Source organism: Rahnella woolbedingensis (genome assembly GCF_003602095.1).
Classification (GTDB): domain Bacteria; phylum Pseudomonadota; class Gammaproteobacteria; order Enterobacterales; family Enterobacteriaceae; genus Rahnella; species Rahnella woolbedingensis.
This window is the reverse complement of the sequence record NZ_RAHH01000024.1, coordinates 35786-51840: the sequence shown is the minus strand read 5'-3', so window position 1 is coordinate 51840 and position 16055 is coordinate 35786. Positions and strand designations below refer to the sequence as shown.

At 52.6% G+C, this 16055-nt stretch carries 13 protein-coding genes and 4 tRNA genes; 14 read left to right on the top strand and 3 right to left on the bottom strand.

Annotated elements, in window-relative coordinates:
* Nucleotides 1-27 precede the first annotated feature (27 nt).
* Nucleotides 28-1050: an archaetidylserine decarboxylase gene (gene asd, locus D6C13_RS18730; RefSeq protein ID WP_120134195.1), complete on the bottom strand. Its 1023-nt coding sequence runs from the start codon at nt 1048-1050 to the stop codon at nt 28-30.
* A 182-nt stretch (nt 1051-1232) separates the two neighbouring features.
* Nucleotides 1233-2270 carry a small ribosomal subunit biogenesis GTPase RsgA gene (gene rsgA / locus D6C13_RS18725; protein WP_120134194.1) on the bottom strand — a complete coding sequence of 346 codons (1038 nt, stop codon included), beginning with the start codon at nt 2268-2270 and terminating at the stop codon, nt 1233-1235.
* A 126-nt stretch (nt 2271-2396) separates the two neighbouring features.
* Here rsgA and orn point away from each other — a divergent pair, with 126 nt between their 5' ends.
* The 5 genes from orn (at nt 2397) to D6C13_RS18700 (ending at nt 3740) form a co-directional block, all read left to right on the top strand.
* Complete coding sequence (gene orn, locus D6C13_RS18720) at nt 2397-2942, top strand: oligoribonuclease (RefSeq protein WP_120134193.1); 546 nt, start codon at nt 2397-2399, stop codon at nt 2940-2942.
* Between the two features lie 317 nt (nt 2943-3259).
* Nucleotides 3260-3335, top strand: a tRNA-Gly gene (locus D6C13_RS18715).
* Between the two features lie 59 nt (nt 3336-3394).
* Nucleotides 3395-3470, top strand: a tRNA-Gly gene (locus D6C13_RS18710).
* 59 nt (nt 3471-3529) lie between these two features.
* A tRNA-Gly gene (locus D6C13_RS18705) sits at nt 3530-3605 on the top strand.
* Nucleotides 3606-3664: 59 nt separating this feature from the next.
* Nucleotides 3665-3740: transfer RNA gene (locus D6C13_RS18700), tRNA-Gly, on the top strand.
* A gap of 314 nt (nt 3741-4054) precedes the next feature.
* Here the strand turns inward: D6C13_RS18700 and queG are convergent.
* The gene (gene queG / locus D6C13_RS18695; RefSeq protein ID WP_120134192.1) at nt 4055-5209 is read right to left on the bottom strand and encodes a tRNA epoxyqueuosine(34) reductase QueG; all 1155 of its coding nucleotides are present in this window, start codon (nt 5207-5209) and stop codon (nt 4055-4057) included.
* Between queG and nnr the strand changes: the two genes are divergently transcribed.
* The 9 genes from nnr to hflC all read left to right on the top strand — a co-directional run bounded on the left by nnr (nt 5208) and on the right by hflC (nt 16009).
* Nucleotides 5208-6722 carry a bifunctional ADP-dependent NAD(P)H-hydrate dehydratase/NAD(P)H-hydrate epimerase gene (gene nnr / locus D6C13_RS18690; protein WP_120134191.1) on the top strand — a complete coding sequence of 505 codons (1515 nt, stop codon included), beginning with the start codon at nt 5208-5210 and terminating at the stop codon, nt 6720-6722. The two genes, queG and nnr, sit on opposite strands and share 2 nt — an antisense overlap.
* 10 nt (nt 6723-6732) lie before the next feature.
* Nucleotides 6733-7200, top strand: coding sequence for a tRNA (adenosine(37)-N6)-threonylcarbamoyltransferase complex ATPase subunit type 1 TsaE (gene tsaE / locus D6C13_RS18685; RefSeq protein ID WP_120134190.1), 468 nt, complete (start codon nt 6733-6735; stop codon nt 7198-7200).
* Nucleotides 7201-7207: 7 nt separating this feature from the next.
* Complete coding sequence (gene amiB / locus D6C13_RS18680; protein ID WP_120134189.1) at nt 7208-8944, top strand: N-acetylmuramoyl-L-alanine amidase AmiB; 1737 nt, start codon at nt 7208-7210, stop codon at nt 8942-8944.
* A 34-nt stretch (nt 8945-8978) separates the two neighbouring features.
* On the top strand, nt 8979-10904 hold the full coding sequence (gene mutL, locus D6C13_RS18675; RefSeq protein WP_120134188.1) for a DNA mismatch repair endonuclease MutL: 1926 nt from the start codon (nt 8979-8981) through the stop codon (nt 10902-10904).
* Nucleotides 10897-11838, top strand: a complete 942-nt coding sequence (gene miaA, locus D6C13_RS18670; protein ID WP_120134187.1) for a tRNA (adenosine(37)-N6)-dimethylallyltransferase MiaA — start codon at nt 10897-10899, stop codon at nt 11836-11838. The genes mutL and miaA overlap by 8 nt, the downstream gene beginning before the upstream one ends.
* Nucleotides 11839-11952: 114 nt before the next feature.
* Nucleotides 11953-12261, top strand: a complete 309-nt coding sequence (gene hfq, locus D6C13_RS18665) for an RNA chaperone Hfq (RefSeq protein ID WP_120134186.1) — start codon at nt 11953-11955, stop codon at nt 12259-12261.
* Between the two features lie 98 nt (nt 12262-12359).
* Nucleotides 12360-13664, top strand: a complete 1305-nt coding sequence (gene hflX, locus D6C13_RS18660) for a ribosome rescue GTPase HflX (protein WP_120134185.1) — start codon at nt 12360-12362, stop codon at nt 13662-13664.
* A gap of 33 nt (nt 13665-13697) precedes the next feature.
* Nucleotides 13698-15005, top strand: a complete 1308-nt coding sequence (gene hflK / locus D6C13_RS18655; protein WP_120134184.1) for an FtsH protease activity modulator HflK — start codon at nt 13698-13700, stop codon at nt 15003-15005.
* A gap of 2 nt (nt 15006-15007) precedes the next feature.
* A complete protein-coding gene (gene hflC / locus D6C13_RS18650) occupies nt 15008-16009 on the top strand; it encodes a protease modulator HflC (protein ID WP_120134183.1) in 1002 nt (333 codons plus the stop codon).
* Nucleotides 16010-16055: the final 46 nt, after the last annotated feature.

Genomic DNA, 16055 nt, shown 5'->3' with positions numbered 1-16055 from the left:
AGTTCTTTATGTCTGTTCAGTCTGAACTCAGTAATCTTTAGGCGCTTGTGGTTCTGCTGTGGCCATACCTGCCGGTGTTTCTGGTGTGACAGGCGCTTCTGTGACCACCGGTTTCGCGACTACGGGTTCTGCTGCTGTAACGACGGGCTCAGCGACTACCGGTTCCGCTGTAGCTGCGGCGGGTGTACGCAGGGCTTCGGCGAACGGTTCCCCCATGCGGGTGACGGTGCCGTTTTTCAGATTGGGCATAAAGCGAGTCTGATGGGCGGCAAACAGGTTGATCACGGTGGAGCCCAGTTTAAAGCGGCCCATTTCCTGACCTTTTTCCAGCGCGATGGCACCTTCCTCACCCACAGCCGGATAGGTCCAGCGCTTGATGATGCCTTCGCGCGGCGGCGTGACGCAACCAGCCCAGACGGTTTCGATACTGCCGACAATCGTGGCACCGACCAGAATCTGCACCATCGGGCCAAATTCAGTATCAAAGACGCAGATGACGCGTTCGTTACGGGCAAAGAGATTCGGCACGTTAGCGGCGGTCAGCGGGTTCACAGAGAACAAATCGCCCGGCACATAAATCATTTCACGCAGCACGCCGTCGCACGGCATATGCACACGGTGATAATCGCGCGGTGCCAGATAAATGGTGGCGAACTGGCCGTCTTTGAACTGCTCAGCCAGCAGATAGTTACCCGCCAGCAGCGCTTCTAAACTGTAGAAATGGCCTTTTGCCTGGAACAGTTTACCCTCGGTAATGGCGCCTAACTGGCTGACTGCGCCGTCGGCAGGCAGGCAAAGCATGTCCAGACCACTGACCACCGGACGTGCGCCATCGCGCAGCGGACGGACGAAGAATTCATTGAATGTCGCGTAAGATTTCAGATCCGGATTTTGTGCTTCTTTCATGTCGACGTTATAAAAACGTGCAAACGCTTTGATCACCCAATGGGTCAGCGTGGCGGCACGTTTATCTGCGCCCCAGCCTGCAAGACGGGTCAGTCCTTGTTTAGGAAGTAAGTATTGAAGTTTGATTTTGATACTGTCCAGCACGGGGAAAACCTCTTGGATGGTATGAATGACCGGCGTTACCGGCCATTTTGCAGGAAACCCTGAATCCTGTTCAGGGTCACGCAGTGTTGTATGGCGGGGGATTGTAACGGGGTGAAATCAACGGTTCAACTTCCGTTAACTTCAGCCGTTTGCCATTAACATGTTAATTCAATTAATTAGCATTAAAGCGCGTCAAAGTTTTTACGCGTTTTTACGTCTTCCATGCTTTCCAGAATACGATGGTAGTTGTCGAAACGTTCTTCGGCAATTTCGCCACGGTCTACGGCGTCACGGATTGCGCAGCCCGGATCACTGCCGTGTTTGCAGTCGCGGAATTTACAGTAGCCGAGGAAAGGACGGAATTCGACAAAGCCCTGTGTGATTTGCTCTGGCGCGAGGTGCCACAGACCAAATTCACGCACACCCGGGGAGTCGATAACATCGCCGCCATGCTGGAAGTGATACAGACGCGCGGCGGTGGTGGTGTGCTGGCCCAGACCTGAGTTATCAGAAACTTCATTCACCACAATTTGTTTTTCATCCGGTGGCAGAAGGGCGTTCAGCAAGCTCGATTTTCCCACACCGGACTGACCCGCGAAAATACTGATGCGGTCAGTCAGCGCCTTTTCAAACGCGGGCATGCCTTCGCCGGTCTGGCTCGAAACTTCAAGCACGCGGTAATTGATATTGCGGTAGATATCCATCATGCCCTGAACGAATTTGCGGCCTTCGTCGTCCAGCAGATCGATTTTGTTGAGCACAATCAGCGGCTCAACTTCAACGGTTTCGCACGCCACCAGATAACGGTCGATAATATTAAGCGACAGTTCCGGCAGAATGGCGGAAACAATGACAATCTGGTCAATGTTCGCGGCAATGGGTTTTACGCCATCATAGAAATCTGGGCGGGTCAGAACGGACGTACGTTCGTGTACCGCCTCGACGATACCTTTCACACTGGTGTTTTCCCCGGCGCGCCATACAACGCGGTCACCGGTAACCAGAGAACGGATGGTACGGCGGATATTGCAACGGTGCTGGCTGCCGTCGGCCGCTTCAACGTCCGCATGCATCCCGAAACGGCTGATGACAACGCCGTCCTGCGGTTCGCCATGCAGAGAATCGTCCAGCTCTTTCCGTTTGTCGGTCTGTGTCAGACGACGCTGATGGTTAGTCTGAACGCGACGTTGTTGCCCTTTAGACAGTTTTGACTTAGTCACTGCGCCTCACTTGACTGGCTTTAATCGCTCGGTGCGACCAAAACGACTATGATACCAGCTATTTTATATTAAATGCCCGAATGACGGAGATCTCCGTCAACTCTCTACTTTGTAACAGGACACATCATGGCTGCAAATGACTCGAACTTAATTTGGATCGACCTGGAAATGACCGGTCTGGATCCTGAACGTGACCGTATTATCGAGATTGCGACGCTGGTAACCGACGCGCATCTGAACATTCTGGCCGAAGGGCCGGTGATGGCGGTACATCAGTCTGATGCTCAGCTGGCGCTGATGGATGACTGGAATGTGCGCACGCATACCGGCAGCGGTCTGGTTGAACGCGTAAAAGCCAGCCCGTTTGATGACAATGAGGCACAGCTTAAAACCATCGAGTTCCTGCGTGAGTGGGTTCCGGCGGGTAAATCGCCGATTTGTGGCAACAGCGTGGGGCAGGACAGACGTTTCCTGTTTAAGTATATGCCGGAGCTGGAACAGTATTTCCATTACCGCTATCTGGACGTCAGCACGCTCAAAGAACTGGCGCGTCGCTGGAAGCCGGAAGTGCTGGGCGGGTTTAAGAAGCAGAATACTCATCAGGCGCTGGACGATATCCGTGAATCCGTGGCCGAGTTAGCCTATTACCGCGAACACTTTATTAATCTTTAATCTCCGTCATCCTTCAAGCTGCAGATGCGTTGGCTGCACTCTCTCACCCGCATCACTGACCGATGTCAGCTCATCGGGATCAATGAGTTTGCCGCCTTCCTGCAATTCGAATGATTTAGGCGATTTATTTTAAAAAGCTTTAAAAAGGCATACGGGACACGAAATCACCGTGTTTCGCTGATTAAATCACCGGTTTGATGGTTTAATCGGCACTTGAACGAAAAATTCATTTTTTTGCTTTCAGGGGCTTGCGGCAGAAAGGATTTCTCGTATAATGCGCACCCCGTACCGATGAAGAATTTCATTGAGTGCGCAGAGCGGGAATAGCTCAGTTGGTAGAGCACGACCTTGCCAAGGTCGGGGTCGCGAGTTCGAGTCTCGTTTCCCGCTCCAAATTTTTAAGTTGTGCAGATTTAAAGATTTAAGATGTAAAAAATGCAGTGCCATGCGACGCGGGAATAGCTCAGTTGGTAGAGCACGACCTTGCCAAGGTCGGGGTCGCGAGTTCGAGTCTCGTTTCCCGCTCCAAATTTTTAAGTTGTGCAGATTTAAAGATTTAAGATGTAAAAAATGCAGTGCCATGCGACGCGGGAATAGCTCAGTTGGTAGAGCACGACCTTGCCAAGGTCGGGGTCGCGAGTTCGAGTCTCGTTTCCCGCTCCAAATTTTTAAGTTGTGCAGATTTAAAGATTTAAGATGTAAAAAATGCAGTGCCATGCGACGCGGGAATAGCTCAGTTGGTAGAGCACGACCTTGCCAAGGTCGGGGTCGCGAGTTCGAGTCTCGTTTCCCGCTCCAATTTTCTTCTTCAATACAAAATCATTTCTTTATGCCTTTCTGGTGCATATTTCGTGCGCGAATGAAACAATCATTACACGGTTTGTATTATTTTTTTAAACAGACTTATCCACAGGTTTAGTTGTTTTTTTAGACTGTCTGTTTTTTGCGCCTGCCATATTGCCAAAATTTAACCTATTGATTTAAATATAAATAAATTTATAGCGAAACGTTATGACGATCTCTTGCTCTTTTTTTTGCACTTGATTGGCAAAGCATTTTTATTTTTATGCACAGAAAATTATGCAATACGGATCATAGTCTTCAGGGAAATGTTATGCATCCCTTGGCAAACCTTTTTCCACCGCACGGATCAGCCGTTTCTGCTGTAATGTTTGCACTTCGACACGATGTTCCTTTCTTCTTTCTACCTGTTGCGCGATAGCCCAGCTGATATGTTCATCCAGCAGCGCATTTTCCCCTTCGCGTAAATGCAGAGAATCCATCACTTCCTGCGAGTAGGGCGCATTGCCCAACGCCACCGCAATATTGCGCAGCCAGCGCAAATGTCCGATACGCCGTATCGGTGATCCTTCCGTAATGCGTAAAAACTTCTCTTCCGTCCAGCCAAACAAAGTAATCAGCTCCGGCGCATGCAGTGCGGCGCGGGGACTAAAGTCTTCTTCATCAGTTAGTTGTGAATAACGATTCCACGGGCAGATCAGCTGACAGTCATCGCAGCCGTAGATGCGGTTACCCATCAGAGGCCGGAATTCTTCCGGTATTGCTCCTTCCAGTTCAATCGTCAGATAGGAAATACAGCGGCGGGCATCAACGGTATAAGGCGCGACGATGGCGCCGGTCGGGCAGGTGGTGATGCAGGCCACGCACTTTCCGCACTTTTCTTCCTGCGGCTGATCGACAGGCAGCGGTAAATCAATCAGCAGTTCGCCGAGAAAGAACCACGAACCGGATTCACGGTTAAGAATAAGTGAGTGTTTACCAACCCAACCAAGACCGGCTTTTGCGGCCAGCGGGCGTTCCATCACCGGTGCGGAATCCACAAAAGGGCGGAAGGTGACGGTCGGGTCCGCGTGCTCTGTACAATGCGCCTGGATCATGTCGCCCAGTTTTTTTAACCGCTGGCGCAACACTTTGTGATAGTCGCGCCCCAGGGCGTATCGGCTGACGTAACCGAGTTGCGGATTATTCAGGGTTTTGGCAAAGGCGGCTTTGGCGGGCAGATAGTTCATGCGCACGCTGATCACCCGCAATGTGCCGGGCAATAACTCATGCGGACGGGCGCGTAGCATGCCGTGGCGTGCCATCCAGTCCATCTCGCCATGATATTGTTTATCAAGCCAGTCTTGAAGTTTGGGCTCTTCGACAGATAAGTCTGTATCGCAGATGCCAACCTGCTGGAAGCCTAGCGATTGGCCCCATTGCTTGATATGTTGAGCCAGTTGAACGAGATCGAGAGGGAGTGTCATGACGAACCAACGTGAAAAACGAAACGAGGCGAGTTTACCACATTCCGTGTTTTCTGCTGACTGGCTGCGACAAGCTGAACGTCTGGCCGCGCAGGAAACGGGGATTTCTCTGTTTACACTGATGCAACGTGCGGCAAAAGCCGCGTTTTTGCTGGCGCAGCGTGAGTTTCCGCAGACGCGTCACTGGCTGATTTTATGTGGTCATGGCAATAACGGCGGCGACGGTTTTGAAATCGCCCGTCTGGCGAAAACCGCCGGAATACGCGTGACCCTGCTGGCCGTGGAAGGCAATAAACCCTTGCCAGAAGAGGCAGAGACGGCGCGGAAGGGCTGGCTGAAAGGTGGCGGAGCTATCAGTTCTGCCGGATCAGTGTGGCCGCACGACACCGATCTGATTATCGATGGTCTGCTTGGCACCGGCTTGTCCTCTGCGCCGCGCGCACCTTATGATTCCCTGATTACTGCCATTAACTCGGCGTCTTTGCCTGTTATCTCTTTAGATATTCCTTCGGGTCTTGACGCGCAGACCGGTCAGACAGCGGGGAAGGCGGTACACGCCACGCATACCGTCAGTTTCATTGCCCTTAAACCTGGTTTACTGACCGGTCAGGCACGCGATTACACCGGCAAATTACATTGTGATGCGCTAGGGCTGGAAAGCTGGCTGGGCGGGCATGTTGCGGCATTACAGCGGCTTGACGCTTCACAGCTTGGTCAATGGTTGCATCCGCGCCGCCCGTGCTCTCATAAAGGTGAGCACGGACGTTTGCTGGTGGTGGGCGGCGATACCGGTTTTGCCGGTGCGATCCGTATGGCGTCGGAAGCTGCTTTGCGTACTGGTGCCGGACTGGTGCGAGTACTCACTCACAAAGAACATGCCGGTCCGTTACTGACGGCCAGACCTGAGCTGATGGTGCAGGAGCTGACCGCAGAATCGCTCGAAGAAGGGCTTGAATGGGCGGATGTGTTAGTGATCGGTCCCGGTTTAGGCCAGAAAGAATGGGGTAAACAGGCGGTGGATCGCGCAGCAAAGTGGGATAAACCGGCCTTATGGGATGCGGATGCGCTTAACCTGCTGGCAATCAATCCGCGGAAACGGCAAAATCGTGTACTGACGCCTCATCCTGGCGAGGCGGCCCGTTTACTCGGTTGCAGCGTGAAGGAAATTGAGAGTGACCGCTTACTTTCGGCGCAGAAACTCACGGCGCGTTATGGCGGCGTGGTGGTGCTCAAAGGGGCAGGCAGTCTGATTGCCAGTGAACAGGGCGAAATGGCAGTGGCGGATGTCGGCAATGCCGGAATGGCATCCGGCGGTATGGGCGACGTGCTTTCTGGTATCATTGGCGGATTGCTGGCTCAGAAACTTAATGTATTTGATGCGGCCTGCGCGGGTTCAGTAGTACATGGCGCTGCCGCAGACGAAATTGCCCACCGGCAGGGAACGCGCGGTATGCTGGCAACTGATCTTTTAGCGGTGATTGCCCCGTTAGTTAATCCAGACCTGAAGAAATAGATATCACTGAATGAATCAACTTAATATCTCTTTACCCGACGAAGCGGCAACGCTGCAACTAGGTGCTTCTCTGGCGAAAGCCTGCGAAGGCTCAACGGTTATCCATCTTTATGGCGATTTGGGAGCCGGTAAAACAACCTTTAGCCGGGGATTTCTTCAGGCATTGGGGCATCAGGGCAATGTGAAAAGCCCGACTTATACGCTGGTTGAGCCTTATCAGCTGGAAACGTTTGCCGTCTATCATTTTGATTTATACCGTCTTGCTGACCCGGAAGAACTGGAGTTTATGGGGATCCGCGATTATTTCGCACAGGACGCCATTTGTCTGGTGGAATGGCCGCAGCAGGGCGCAGGCGTGTTACCCGAACCGGATATTGAACTGACGCTGGATTATTCCCAGACCGGGCGCACTGCGAAGCTGGTTGCTGTTTCTGAATCTGGCATAAATTTGCTGCATCGTGTTCAACAGCAAGGATGATCACGCGATGAATTCACGTTTTACCTCTCTATTAACGTCGGCGCTGATGTTATTTGCTGTACTGGCCTCGCCGGTTTTTGCGGCGGGCATGAAAAACATCAATGTTTCCAACGGGCAGACGCAGTCGACAGTCACCATTACATTTGACGGCTCGCCGGATTACTCCTTTTTCCCGCTGCATAATCCTGAACGTGTGGTGATGGATATCCGCCAGGACGGCGTGATGAAGGGGTTGCCGCTGAATTTTAACGGTCAGAATCTGGTCACGCGTGTGCGTGCCAGTACTCCGCCTAATGCACAGAGTCAGCGTCTGGTGTTTGAGCTGAATCAGAAAGTCAGAACCAACGCGACGAAACAAAAAGACGGCAGCCAGTACACGGTTGTGCTGACCATGAATGCCGCCGCACCTGCGCCGCGTCTTACTGCACCGGTGGTAACGGCGACCAATACGCCTTCGCCTAATGCAGGCAAAACGGTCACACCATCCTCTAAATCTAATCCGTTTACCAACGATCAGACCAAAGTGGTTTCCACGACCGTCGCACCCGATAACTCGCGTTCCTCAACCGTCAGCACCAGCGACAGCAAAATCATTGTCGCGATTGATGCCGGTCACGGCGGGCAGGATCCCGGTGCTATCGGCGGGGGCGGTCTGAAAGAAAAGAATGTCACCATCGCTATCGCCCGCAAATTACAGGCAATTCTGAATGCGGATCCGATGTTCCAGCCGGTATTAACCCGCGACGGGGATTACTTCATTTCTGTGATGGGACGTTCCGACGTTGCGCGTAAGAAAAACGCCAACGTGCTGGTTTCCATTCACGCCGATGCCGCACCAAGCCGCAGCGCGCGCGGGGCCTCGGTCTGGGTGCTGTCGAACCGCCGTGCCAACAGCGAAATGGGTAACTGGCTCGAGCAGCACGAGAAGCAATCCGAACTGCTCGGCGGCGCGGGCGATGTGCTGGCGAATACCGCATCTGACCCTTATCTGAGTCAGGCGGTACTGGATTTGCAGTTCGGGCATTCGCAACGCGTAGGTTATGACGTCGCGACCCGCGTTCTGCGAGAACTGCGCTCCGTCGGTTCTCTGCATAAAGCGAAACCCGAACATGCCAGTTTAGGTGTATTGCGCTCGCCGGATATTCCTTCCCTGCTGGTGGAAACCGGCTTTATCAGTAACTCAACTGAGGAGCGGCTGCTGGGCAGCAGCGCGTACCAGGATAAAATTGCGAGGGCCATTCACATCGGTCTGCGTAATTATTTCCAGTCGCATCCGATACAAAACGGCCCAAAGGTCGAAAACCGCCCGCTGCTGGCGTCATCAGCAGCGGCGGCAGACAGTAGCGCGGTAGCCAGTACGACGACCCGTCAGCCGGGGCCGATTGAAGTGACCGCTGGTGCAGCTGGTGCCACGCAGATCCATAAAGTGACCCGTGGCGAAACGCTGACCGGCATCGCGAACAGCTATGGCACGACCAATGCGGCGCTGCGTGACCTCAATAAACTGAAAAAAGACGGCGTCTGGGTCGGCCAGAGATTGAAAGTGCCAGCGGGCACCCGCACATCTTCAGGAACAACGGCAAAAGCCACGAAGAAACCGTCAAAACATACGGTTAAACGTGGTGATACGTTGTCGGCAATCGCGAGTAAATATGGTGTCAGTATGAATGACATCAAAACCGCAAATCACATGAAGTCTGGCGAGGTACAGCTCGGCCAAACCTTAACTATTCCACAGACTTAAGGGCGGTTTATGACCGCCAGCCACAGGAGCCGCTATGCCGATCAAGGTACTGCCGCCGCAACTTGCTAACCAGATAGCAGCGGGCGAAGTTGTCGAAAGGCCGGCTTCCGTGGTGAAAGAGCTGGTGGAAAACAGCCTTGATGCGGGCGCTACGCGCATCGACATTGATATCGATCGCGGTGGTGCCAAGCTTATCCGCATTCGCGATAATGGCTGCGGGATTAGCAAAGACGATCTGGCTCTGGCGCTGGCGCGTCATGCCACCAGTAAAATCACCTGTCTTGACGATCTCGAAGCTATTCTCAGTCTTGGCTTTCGCGGCGAAGCGCTGGCGAGTATCAGCTCAGTTTCGCGCCTTATCCTGACATCACGCACGGCTGAACAAAACGAGGCCTGGCAGGCCTACGCCGAAGGGCGCGATATGGCGGTCACGGTCAAACCGGCGGCGCATCCGCAGGGCTCGACCGTGGAAGTGCTGGATTTGTTCTACAACACACCCGCCCGCCGCAAGTTCATGCGCACCGAAAAAACCGAATTTACTCATATTGATGAAGTCGTCCGCCGGATTGCGCTGGCGCGCTTTGACGTGTCCGTCAATCTCAGCCACAACGGCAAACTCATTCGTCAGTATCGCGCGGTCAAAGATCCCTCGCAGTTTTCCCGCCGTCTGGCGAGCATTTGCAGCCCGACGTTTGTCGAGCACGCGCTGGAAGTGGAATGGAGTCACGGCGATTTGGCGATACGCGGTTGGGTGGCGGATCCGGCTGGTTCGCGCAACCTGACGGACATGCAGTATTGCTACGTGAATAACCGCATGATGAAAGATCGTCTGATAAATCACGCGATCCGCCAGGCATATCAGGATCAGCTGAAAGACGATCAGCAGCCCGCGTATGTACTTTATCTGGATGTCGATCCGCATCAGGTGGATGTGAATGTGCATCCGGCAAAACACGAAGTGCGTTTCCATCAGTCACGGCTGGTGCATGATTTTATTTATCAGGCGGTGATGTCCGTATTGCAGCAGGCGGGTGCGCCTGTGCTGGATGAACCGCAGTTGCAGGAGGATACGCCGCGCTGGCAGCAGGAAAACCGTCAGGCCGCGGGCGGAAACCATTTCTCGCAACCGGCAGAACGTAAATCATCACCCGTGCGTGAACGTGAAAACAGCGCGCCGCGTGAAAATGTGTTTCCTGAAACGGCACGTGCCAGCCAGCCACGCGAAGCCGTTTTTCGCAGCAATGAACCGGCTTATAATCCTTCTGAAAGCAAGGCTTACGGGCGTTTGTTGCAGTCCGCCCCTGAGTTATTTTCTTTACAGGAACCTTCGCCGGTCGCGACACAGCCCACTAAGCCTGCTGCAACTGCGGCCCGTACACTGGCTGAACCAGCGCTGGAATCACACAGCCAGAGTTTCGGACGGGTACTGACGGTCTGTTCGACGGAATATGCCTTGCTTGAGCATGGCAAACAGCTGGTGCTGCTGTCATTGCCGGTGGCCGATCGCTGGCTTAAATGGGCGCAGCTGACGCCTCCGGAAGAAGGGTTACGCCCGCAGCCGCTTTTGATCCCGCTGAAACTGAATGTGAGTAAAGAAGAGGCCGTTGTCCTGGTACGCCATCAGTCGTTATTGCAGCATTTTGGTTTAGAAATGCTCAATGAGTCGCATCGTGTGACGGTTCGCGCGGTACCTTTACCATTACGCCAACAAAATTTACAAAAGTTGATACCTGATCTGTTAGGTTACCTTGCTGTTCAGCAGGAGGTGACTTCTGATGCGGTAGCCATGTGGTTTGCCCGCCACTGTGGCTGCGGGCACGAGGTCTGGACGATTTCACAAGCTATACAATTACTCACGGATGTTGAGCGTCTTTGCCCGCAGTTGGTGAAATCGCCTCCGTCCGGACTTCTGCAACCTCTTGATTTACAGCCCGCGCTGGCGGCTTTTAAGCATGACTGATTCTGAAAAAAACTCCGCACCCCCGGCGATTTTTATTATGGGGCCGACCGCATCCGGTAAAACGGCACTTGCGATGTCGCTGATGAACCATCTTCCTGTTGAGTTAGTCAGCGTGGACTCTGCTTTAATCTATCGTGGGATGGATATCGGCACAGCCAAGCCGACGGCGGAAGAACTGGCGCAGGCGCCGCACCGCCTGATCGACATTCTGGATCCGGCCGAGGCTTATTCCGCCGCTGACTTTCGTCGCGACGCATTACGCGAAATGGCGGAAATAACCTCACGCAATAAGATCCCGTTATTGGTAGGTGGGACTATGCTTTATTTCAAGGCATTGCTTGAAGGACTTTCCCCGCTGCCACCGGCTGACCCTGAGGTTCGTGAACGTATCGAAAAGCAGGCGGCGGAGCAGGGTTGGGAAGCACTTCATGACCAATTGCGCGAGATAGATCCCGTGGCGGCAATGCGAATTCATCCGAATGATCCGCAGAGACTGTCCAGAGCACTGGAAGTTTTTTTTATTTCGGGTAAAACTTTAACGGAACTGACTAAAATTTCGGGTGAAACATTGCCCTATCGCGTTCATCAGTTTGCGATTGCACCGACCCGCCGTGAATTATTACATACGCGGATCGAGGAACGTTTTAGTCAGATGTTGTCCAATGGTTTTGAAGATGAAGTCAAGACGCTGATAGCTCGGGGCGATTTGCATACCGATTTGCCTTCTATTCGCTGTGTAGGCTATCGCCAGATGTGGTCATATCTTTCTGGTGAATTCGATTACGATGAAATGGTTTATCGTGGTGTTTGCGCGACACGACAGCTGGCCAAACGTCAGATGACCTGGTTGCGGGGTTGGGAGGGTGTCGAATGGCTCGATTCTGAGAAGCCAGAAGAGGCCTTAAACCGTGTAATTCAGGTTGTTAGTGCATAGGTTGGGTGATTGTGTACAATTGATGAGTACTCAGCGCGCAAATTTTTTATGTGATTTATTTTCGAGCCGATAGGCTCAAAGTTACAAACAACAAACTAATAAGGAAAAGATAGAATGGCTAAGGGGCAATCTTTGCAAGATCCGTTCCTGAACGCATTGCGTCGTGAACGTGTTCCGGTTTCTATTTACTTGGTGAATGGTATTAAGCTGCAAGGCCAGATTGAGTCTTTTGACCAGTTTGTCATTCTGTTAAAAAATACGGTAAGCCAGATGGTGTATAAACACGCTATCTCCACCGTAGTGCCTTCCCGCCCGGTGTCACACCATAGCAATAATCCAGGTTCGGGCAGCACTAGCAATTATCACCAAGGTAGTACTCCGTCTGCGCAACAGCCGCAGCAGGAAAACGATGACGCTGAATAAAGCGCAACGTTGGTCAACCACGAAGGGGTTCATAAGTATTCCGATTATGCTTATGTACCCCCGGCTGGCGAATTTTTCCCAAATGAGAGGTCGCAAGCTTGTTTGACCGTTATGAAGCCGGTGAGCAGGCCGTACTGGTTCATATCTATTTCTCGCAAGACAAAGACACGGAAGACCTGAGCGAATTTGAATCGCTGGTTTCTTCTGCAGGTGTAGAGGCGTTGCAAGTCGTCACCGGGAGCCGTAAGGCACCGCACCCAAAATACTTTGTCGGTGAAGGAAAGGCCCAAGAAATCGCAGATGCCGTCAAAGCAACGGGCGCCTCTGTCATCCTGTTTGATCACGCCTTGTCCCCCGGCCAGGAAAGAAACCTGGAAGCCTTATGCGAATGTCGCGTTGTCGACCGCACCGGATTGATATTAGATATTTTTGCCCAGCGGGCCCGAACACACGAAGGTAAGTTACAAGTAGAACTGGCGCAATTACGCCACATTGCTACCCGACTGGTTCGCGGCTGGACGCACCTTGAACGACAGGGCGGCGGTATTGGCGCACGTGGTCCGGGTGAAACCCAGCTCGAAACTGACCGCCGTTTATTGCGCGACAGAATCACTTTAATCCTCAGCCGTCTTGAAAAAGTGGCTAAGCAGCGTGAACAGGGTCGCCGTTCACGCGTTCGTGCGGATATTCCGACGGTGTCTTTGGTTGGATATACCAACGCCGGGAAGTCCACACTCTTTAACCGTGTTACTCAGGCCGATGTTTATGTGGCCAATCAGTTGTTTGCTACGCTCGATCCTACGCTGCGCCGCATTATGGTGGCAGATGTCGGGGAGACAGTTTTGGCGGACACCGTAGGGTTTATTCGTCACCTGCCCCATGATTTGGTTGCGGCCTTTAAAGCAACGTTGCAGGAAACCCGACAGGCATCTCTGTTATTACATGTTATTGATGCAGCGGACATCCGTGTTCAGGAGAATATTGACGCGGTGAATACGGTGCTGGCAGAGATCGAAGCAGATGAAATTCCTGCGCTGTTAGTGATGAATAAAATAGATATGCTGGATGATTTTGTCCCGCGTATCGACCGCAACGAGGAGAATTTACCTGTCAGAGTTTGGCTATCAGCCGTGACAGGTGAAGGCATTCCGTTGCTTTTTCTGGCATTAACGGAGCGACTCTCTGGCGAAATCGCGCAGCATGAATTGTGCTTGCCGCCGGAAGCAGGCCGCCTTCGTAGCCGTTTTTACCAGCTTCAGGCAATTGAAAAAGAATGGATTGAAGAGGATGGCAGTATTGGTCTGATGGTGCGAATGCCCATCGTTGACTGGCGCCGCCTCTGCAAACAAGAGCAGGAACTGGAAAGCTATGTCCGCAACCAGAGCCTGTCTGATTTGGCCTGAAGAACACCAATCATAGAATAATGGAGCTATAACATGGCGTGGAATCAGCCCGGTAATAACGGACAGGACCGCGACCCCTGGGGCAGCAGCAATAATAATAGCGGCAACTCTGGTGGAAATTCTGGTGGAAATAATGACAACAAGGGCGGCCGCAATCAGGGGCCACCTGATCTGGATGATATCTTCCGTAAACTCAGCAAAAAGCTGGGTGGTTTCGGTGGAAAAGGTTCAGGCAACAATAATAACAACGGCAGCAATAATAACGGTACGCCAACGGGTTCCGGTCATGGAATGAGTGGCACACGGATTGCCGGCATCGCGGTCGCAGCGGTGGTGGTTATCTGGGCTGCAACAGGTTTCTATACCATTAAAGAAGCCGAACGTGGCGTTGTGACCCGTTTTGGTAAGTTCAGCCATCTGGTTGAGCCGGGCCTGAACTGGAAACCAACCTTCGTCGACCAGGTCCGCGCAGTCAACGTAGAATCGGTACGTGAGCTTGCTGCATCTGGCGTGATGCTGACCTCTGACGAAAACGTGGTGCGCGTTGAAATGAACGTACAGTACCGCGTGACGGATCCTGAAGCCTATCTGTTCAGCGTCGCCAACCCTGACGACAGCCTGAGCCAGGCAACGGACAGCGCATTACGTGGCGTTATCGGTAAATACACGATGGATAAAATCCTGACTGAAGGCCGTACCACCGTGCGTAGCGATACCCAACGAGTACTGGAAGAAACTATTCGTCCGTACAAAATGGGGATCACCATTCAGGACGTCAACTTCCAGACTGCGCGTCCGCCGGAAGAAGTGAAAGCTTCCTTCGATAACGCGATTGCAGCCCGTGAAAGAGAGCAACAGTCTATTCGTGAAGCAGAAGCTTACGCGAACCAGATCCAGCCTCTGGCAAACGGTGAAGCACAACGCTTACTGGAAGACGCAAAAGCTTATAAAGATCGTACTGTTCTGGAAGCACAGGGTGAAGTTGCCCGTTTCTCCAAACTGTTACCTGAATATAAAGCCGCGCCGGAAATCACCCGTGAGCGCCTCTATATTGAAACCATGGAAAAAGTCCTCAGTCACACCCGTAAAGTTCTGGTGAGTGACAAAGGGAATAACCTGATGGTATTACCGCTGGATCAGATGCTGCGTGGCGGCAATGCAGCAGCCAATGACACCAGCAAAAATGATGAATCAGGTTTGTTGCCTTCCGTTCCGGGTTTAACCAGCAGTAATGGCAAAAGCAGTGCCGGTACCAGCAGTTCCCGTTCGTCTGGCAGTGTCATGGACCAGCGCCGTGCAAACGCACAGCGTGACGATACACTTCGCGTAGGGAGAGAATAACAATGCGTAAGTCATTTTTACTTATCGTCGTTGTGGTGCTGGTGGCGCTTTATGCCTCACTGTTTGTTGTTCAGGAAGGTCAGCGCGGGATCGTGCTGCGTTTCGGTAAAGTCCTGCGTGACAGCGATAACAAACCGCTGGTGTACGCACCGGGCCTGCATTTTAAAGTTCCATTTGTGGAATCCATTAAAATGCTCGACGCGCGTATTCAGACCATGGACAACCAGGCTGACCGCTTTGTAACCAGCGAGAAGAAAGACTTAATCGTCGATTCTTACCTGAAATGGCGTATCAGTGATTTCAGCCGCTACTACCTGGCAACAGGCGGTGGTGATGTGTCTCAGGCAGAAATTCTGCTGAAACGTAAATTCAGTGACCGTCTGCGTTCTGAAATTGGTCGTCTGGATGTGAAAGACATCGTGACCGATTCCCGTGGTCGCCTGACGATGGATGTTCGTGATGCGCTGAACACCGGTAGCGTAGGTGATGAGCCAGAAGCGACAACGGAAGCTGATGATGCGATTGCCTCTGCGGCCAAACGTGTTGAGCAGGAAACCAAAGGCAAACAGCCTGCGGTGAACCCGAACAGCATGGCAGCGCTGGGTATTCAGGTTGTCGATGTCCGTCTGAAACAAATCAACTTGCCGGAAGAAGTGTCCAGCGCGATTTACGACCGTATGCGCGCTGAGCGTAATGCGGTGGCATTGCGTCACATTTCTCAGGGTAAAGAAGAGGCGACCAAGATTCAGGCAGCTGCGGATTACGAAAGAACCCGTACTGTGGCTGAAGCTGAACGTACAGCCCGTATCACCCGCGGTGAAGGTGATGCCGAAGCGGCGAAACTGTTTGCTGATGCATTCAATCAGGATCCTGACTTCTACGCATTCATCCGAAGCCTGCGTGCTTACGAGGCCAGCTTCAAGAGCGGTAACGACGTCATGGTGTTGAGCCCTGACAGCGATTTCTTCCGCTTCATGAAGTCACCTGATCAAAAGATCAAATAATTGCTGATGCAATTTCCAAAAGGCCCTTCATGGGCCTTTTGTCTTT

Bases quoted from the DNA above. Each gene is read 5' to 3' on its own strand.
- amiB (WP_120134189.1), top strand. From the start codon at position 7,208: ATGAATTCACGTTTTACCTCTCTATTAACGTCGGCGCTGATGTTATTT.
- hfq (WP_120134186.1), top strand. From the start codon at position 11,953: ATGGCTAAGGGGCAATCTTTGCAAGATCCGTTCCTGAACGCATTGCGT.
- nnr (WP_120134191.1), top strand. From the start codon at position 5,208: ATGACGAACCAACGTGAAAAACGAAACGAGGCGAGTTTACCACATTCC.
- hflC (WP_120134183.1), top strand. From the start codon at position 15,008: ATGCGTAAGTCATTTTTACTTATCGTCGTTGTGGTGCTGGTGGCGCTT.
- orn (WP_120134193.1), top strand. From the start codon at position 2,397: ATGGCTGCAAATGACTCGAACTTAATTTGGATCGACCTGGAAATGACC.
- hflK (WP_120134184.1), top strand. From the start codon at position 13,698: ATGGCGTGGAATCAGCCCGGTAATAACGGACAGGACCGCGACCCCTGG.
- miaA (WP_120134187.1), top strand. From the start codon at position 10,897: ATGACTGATTCTGAAAAAAACTCCGCACCCCCGGCGATTTTTATTATG.
- mutL (WP_120134188.1), top strand. From the start codon at position 8,979: ATGCCGATCAAGGTACTGCCGCCGCAACTTGCTAACCAGATAGCAGCG.
- queG (WP_120134192.1), bottom strand. From the start codon at position 5,209: ATGACACTCCCTCTCGATCTCGTTCAACTGGCTCAACATATCAAGCAA.
- tsaE (WP_120134190.1), top strand. From the start codon at position 6,733: ATGAATCAACTTAATATCTCTTTACCCGACGAAGCGGCAACGCTGCAA.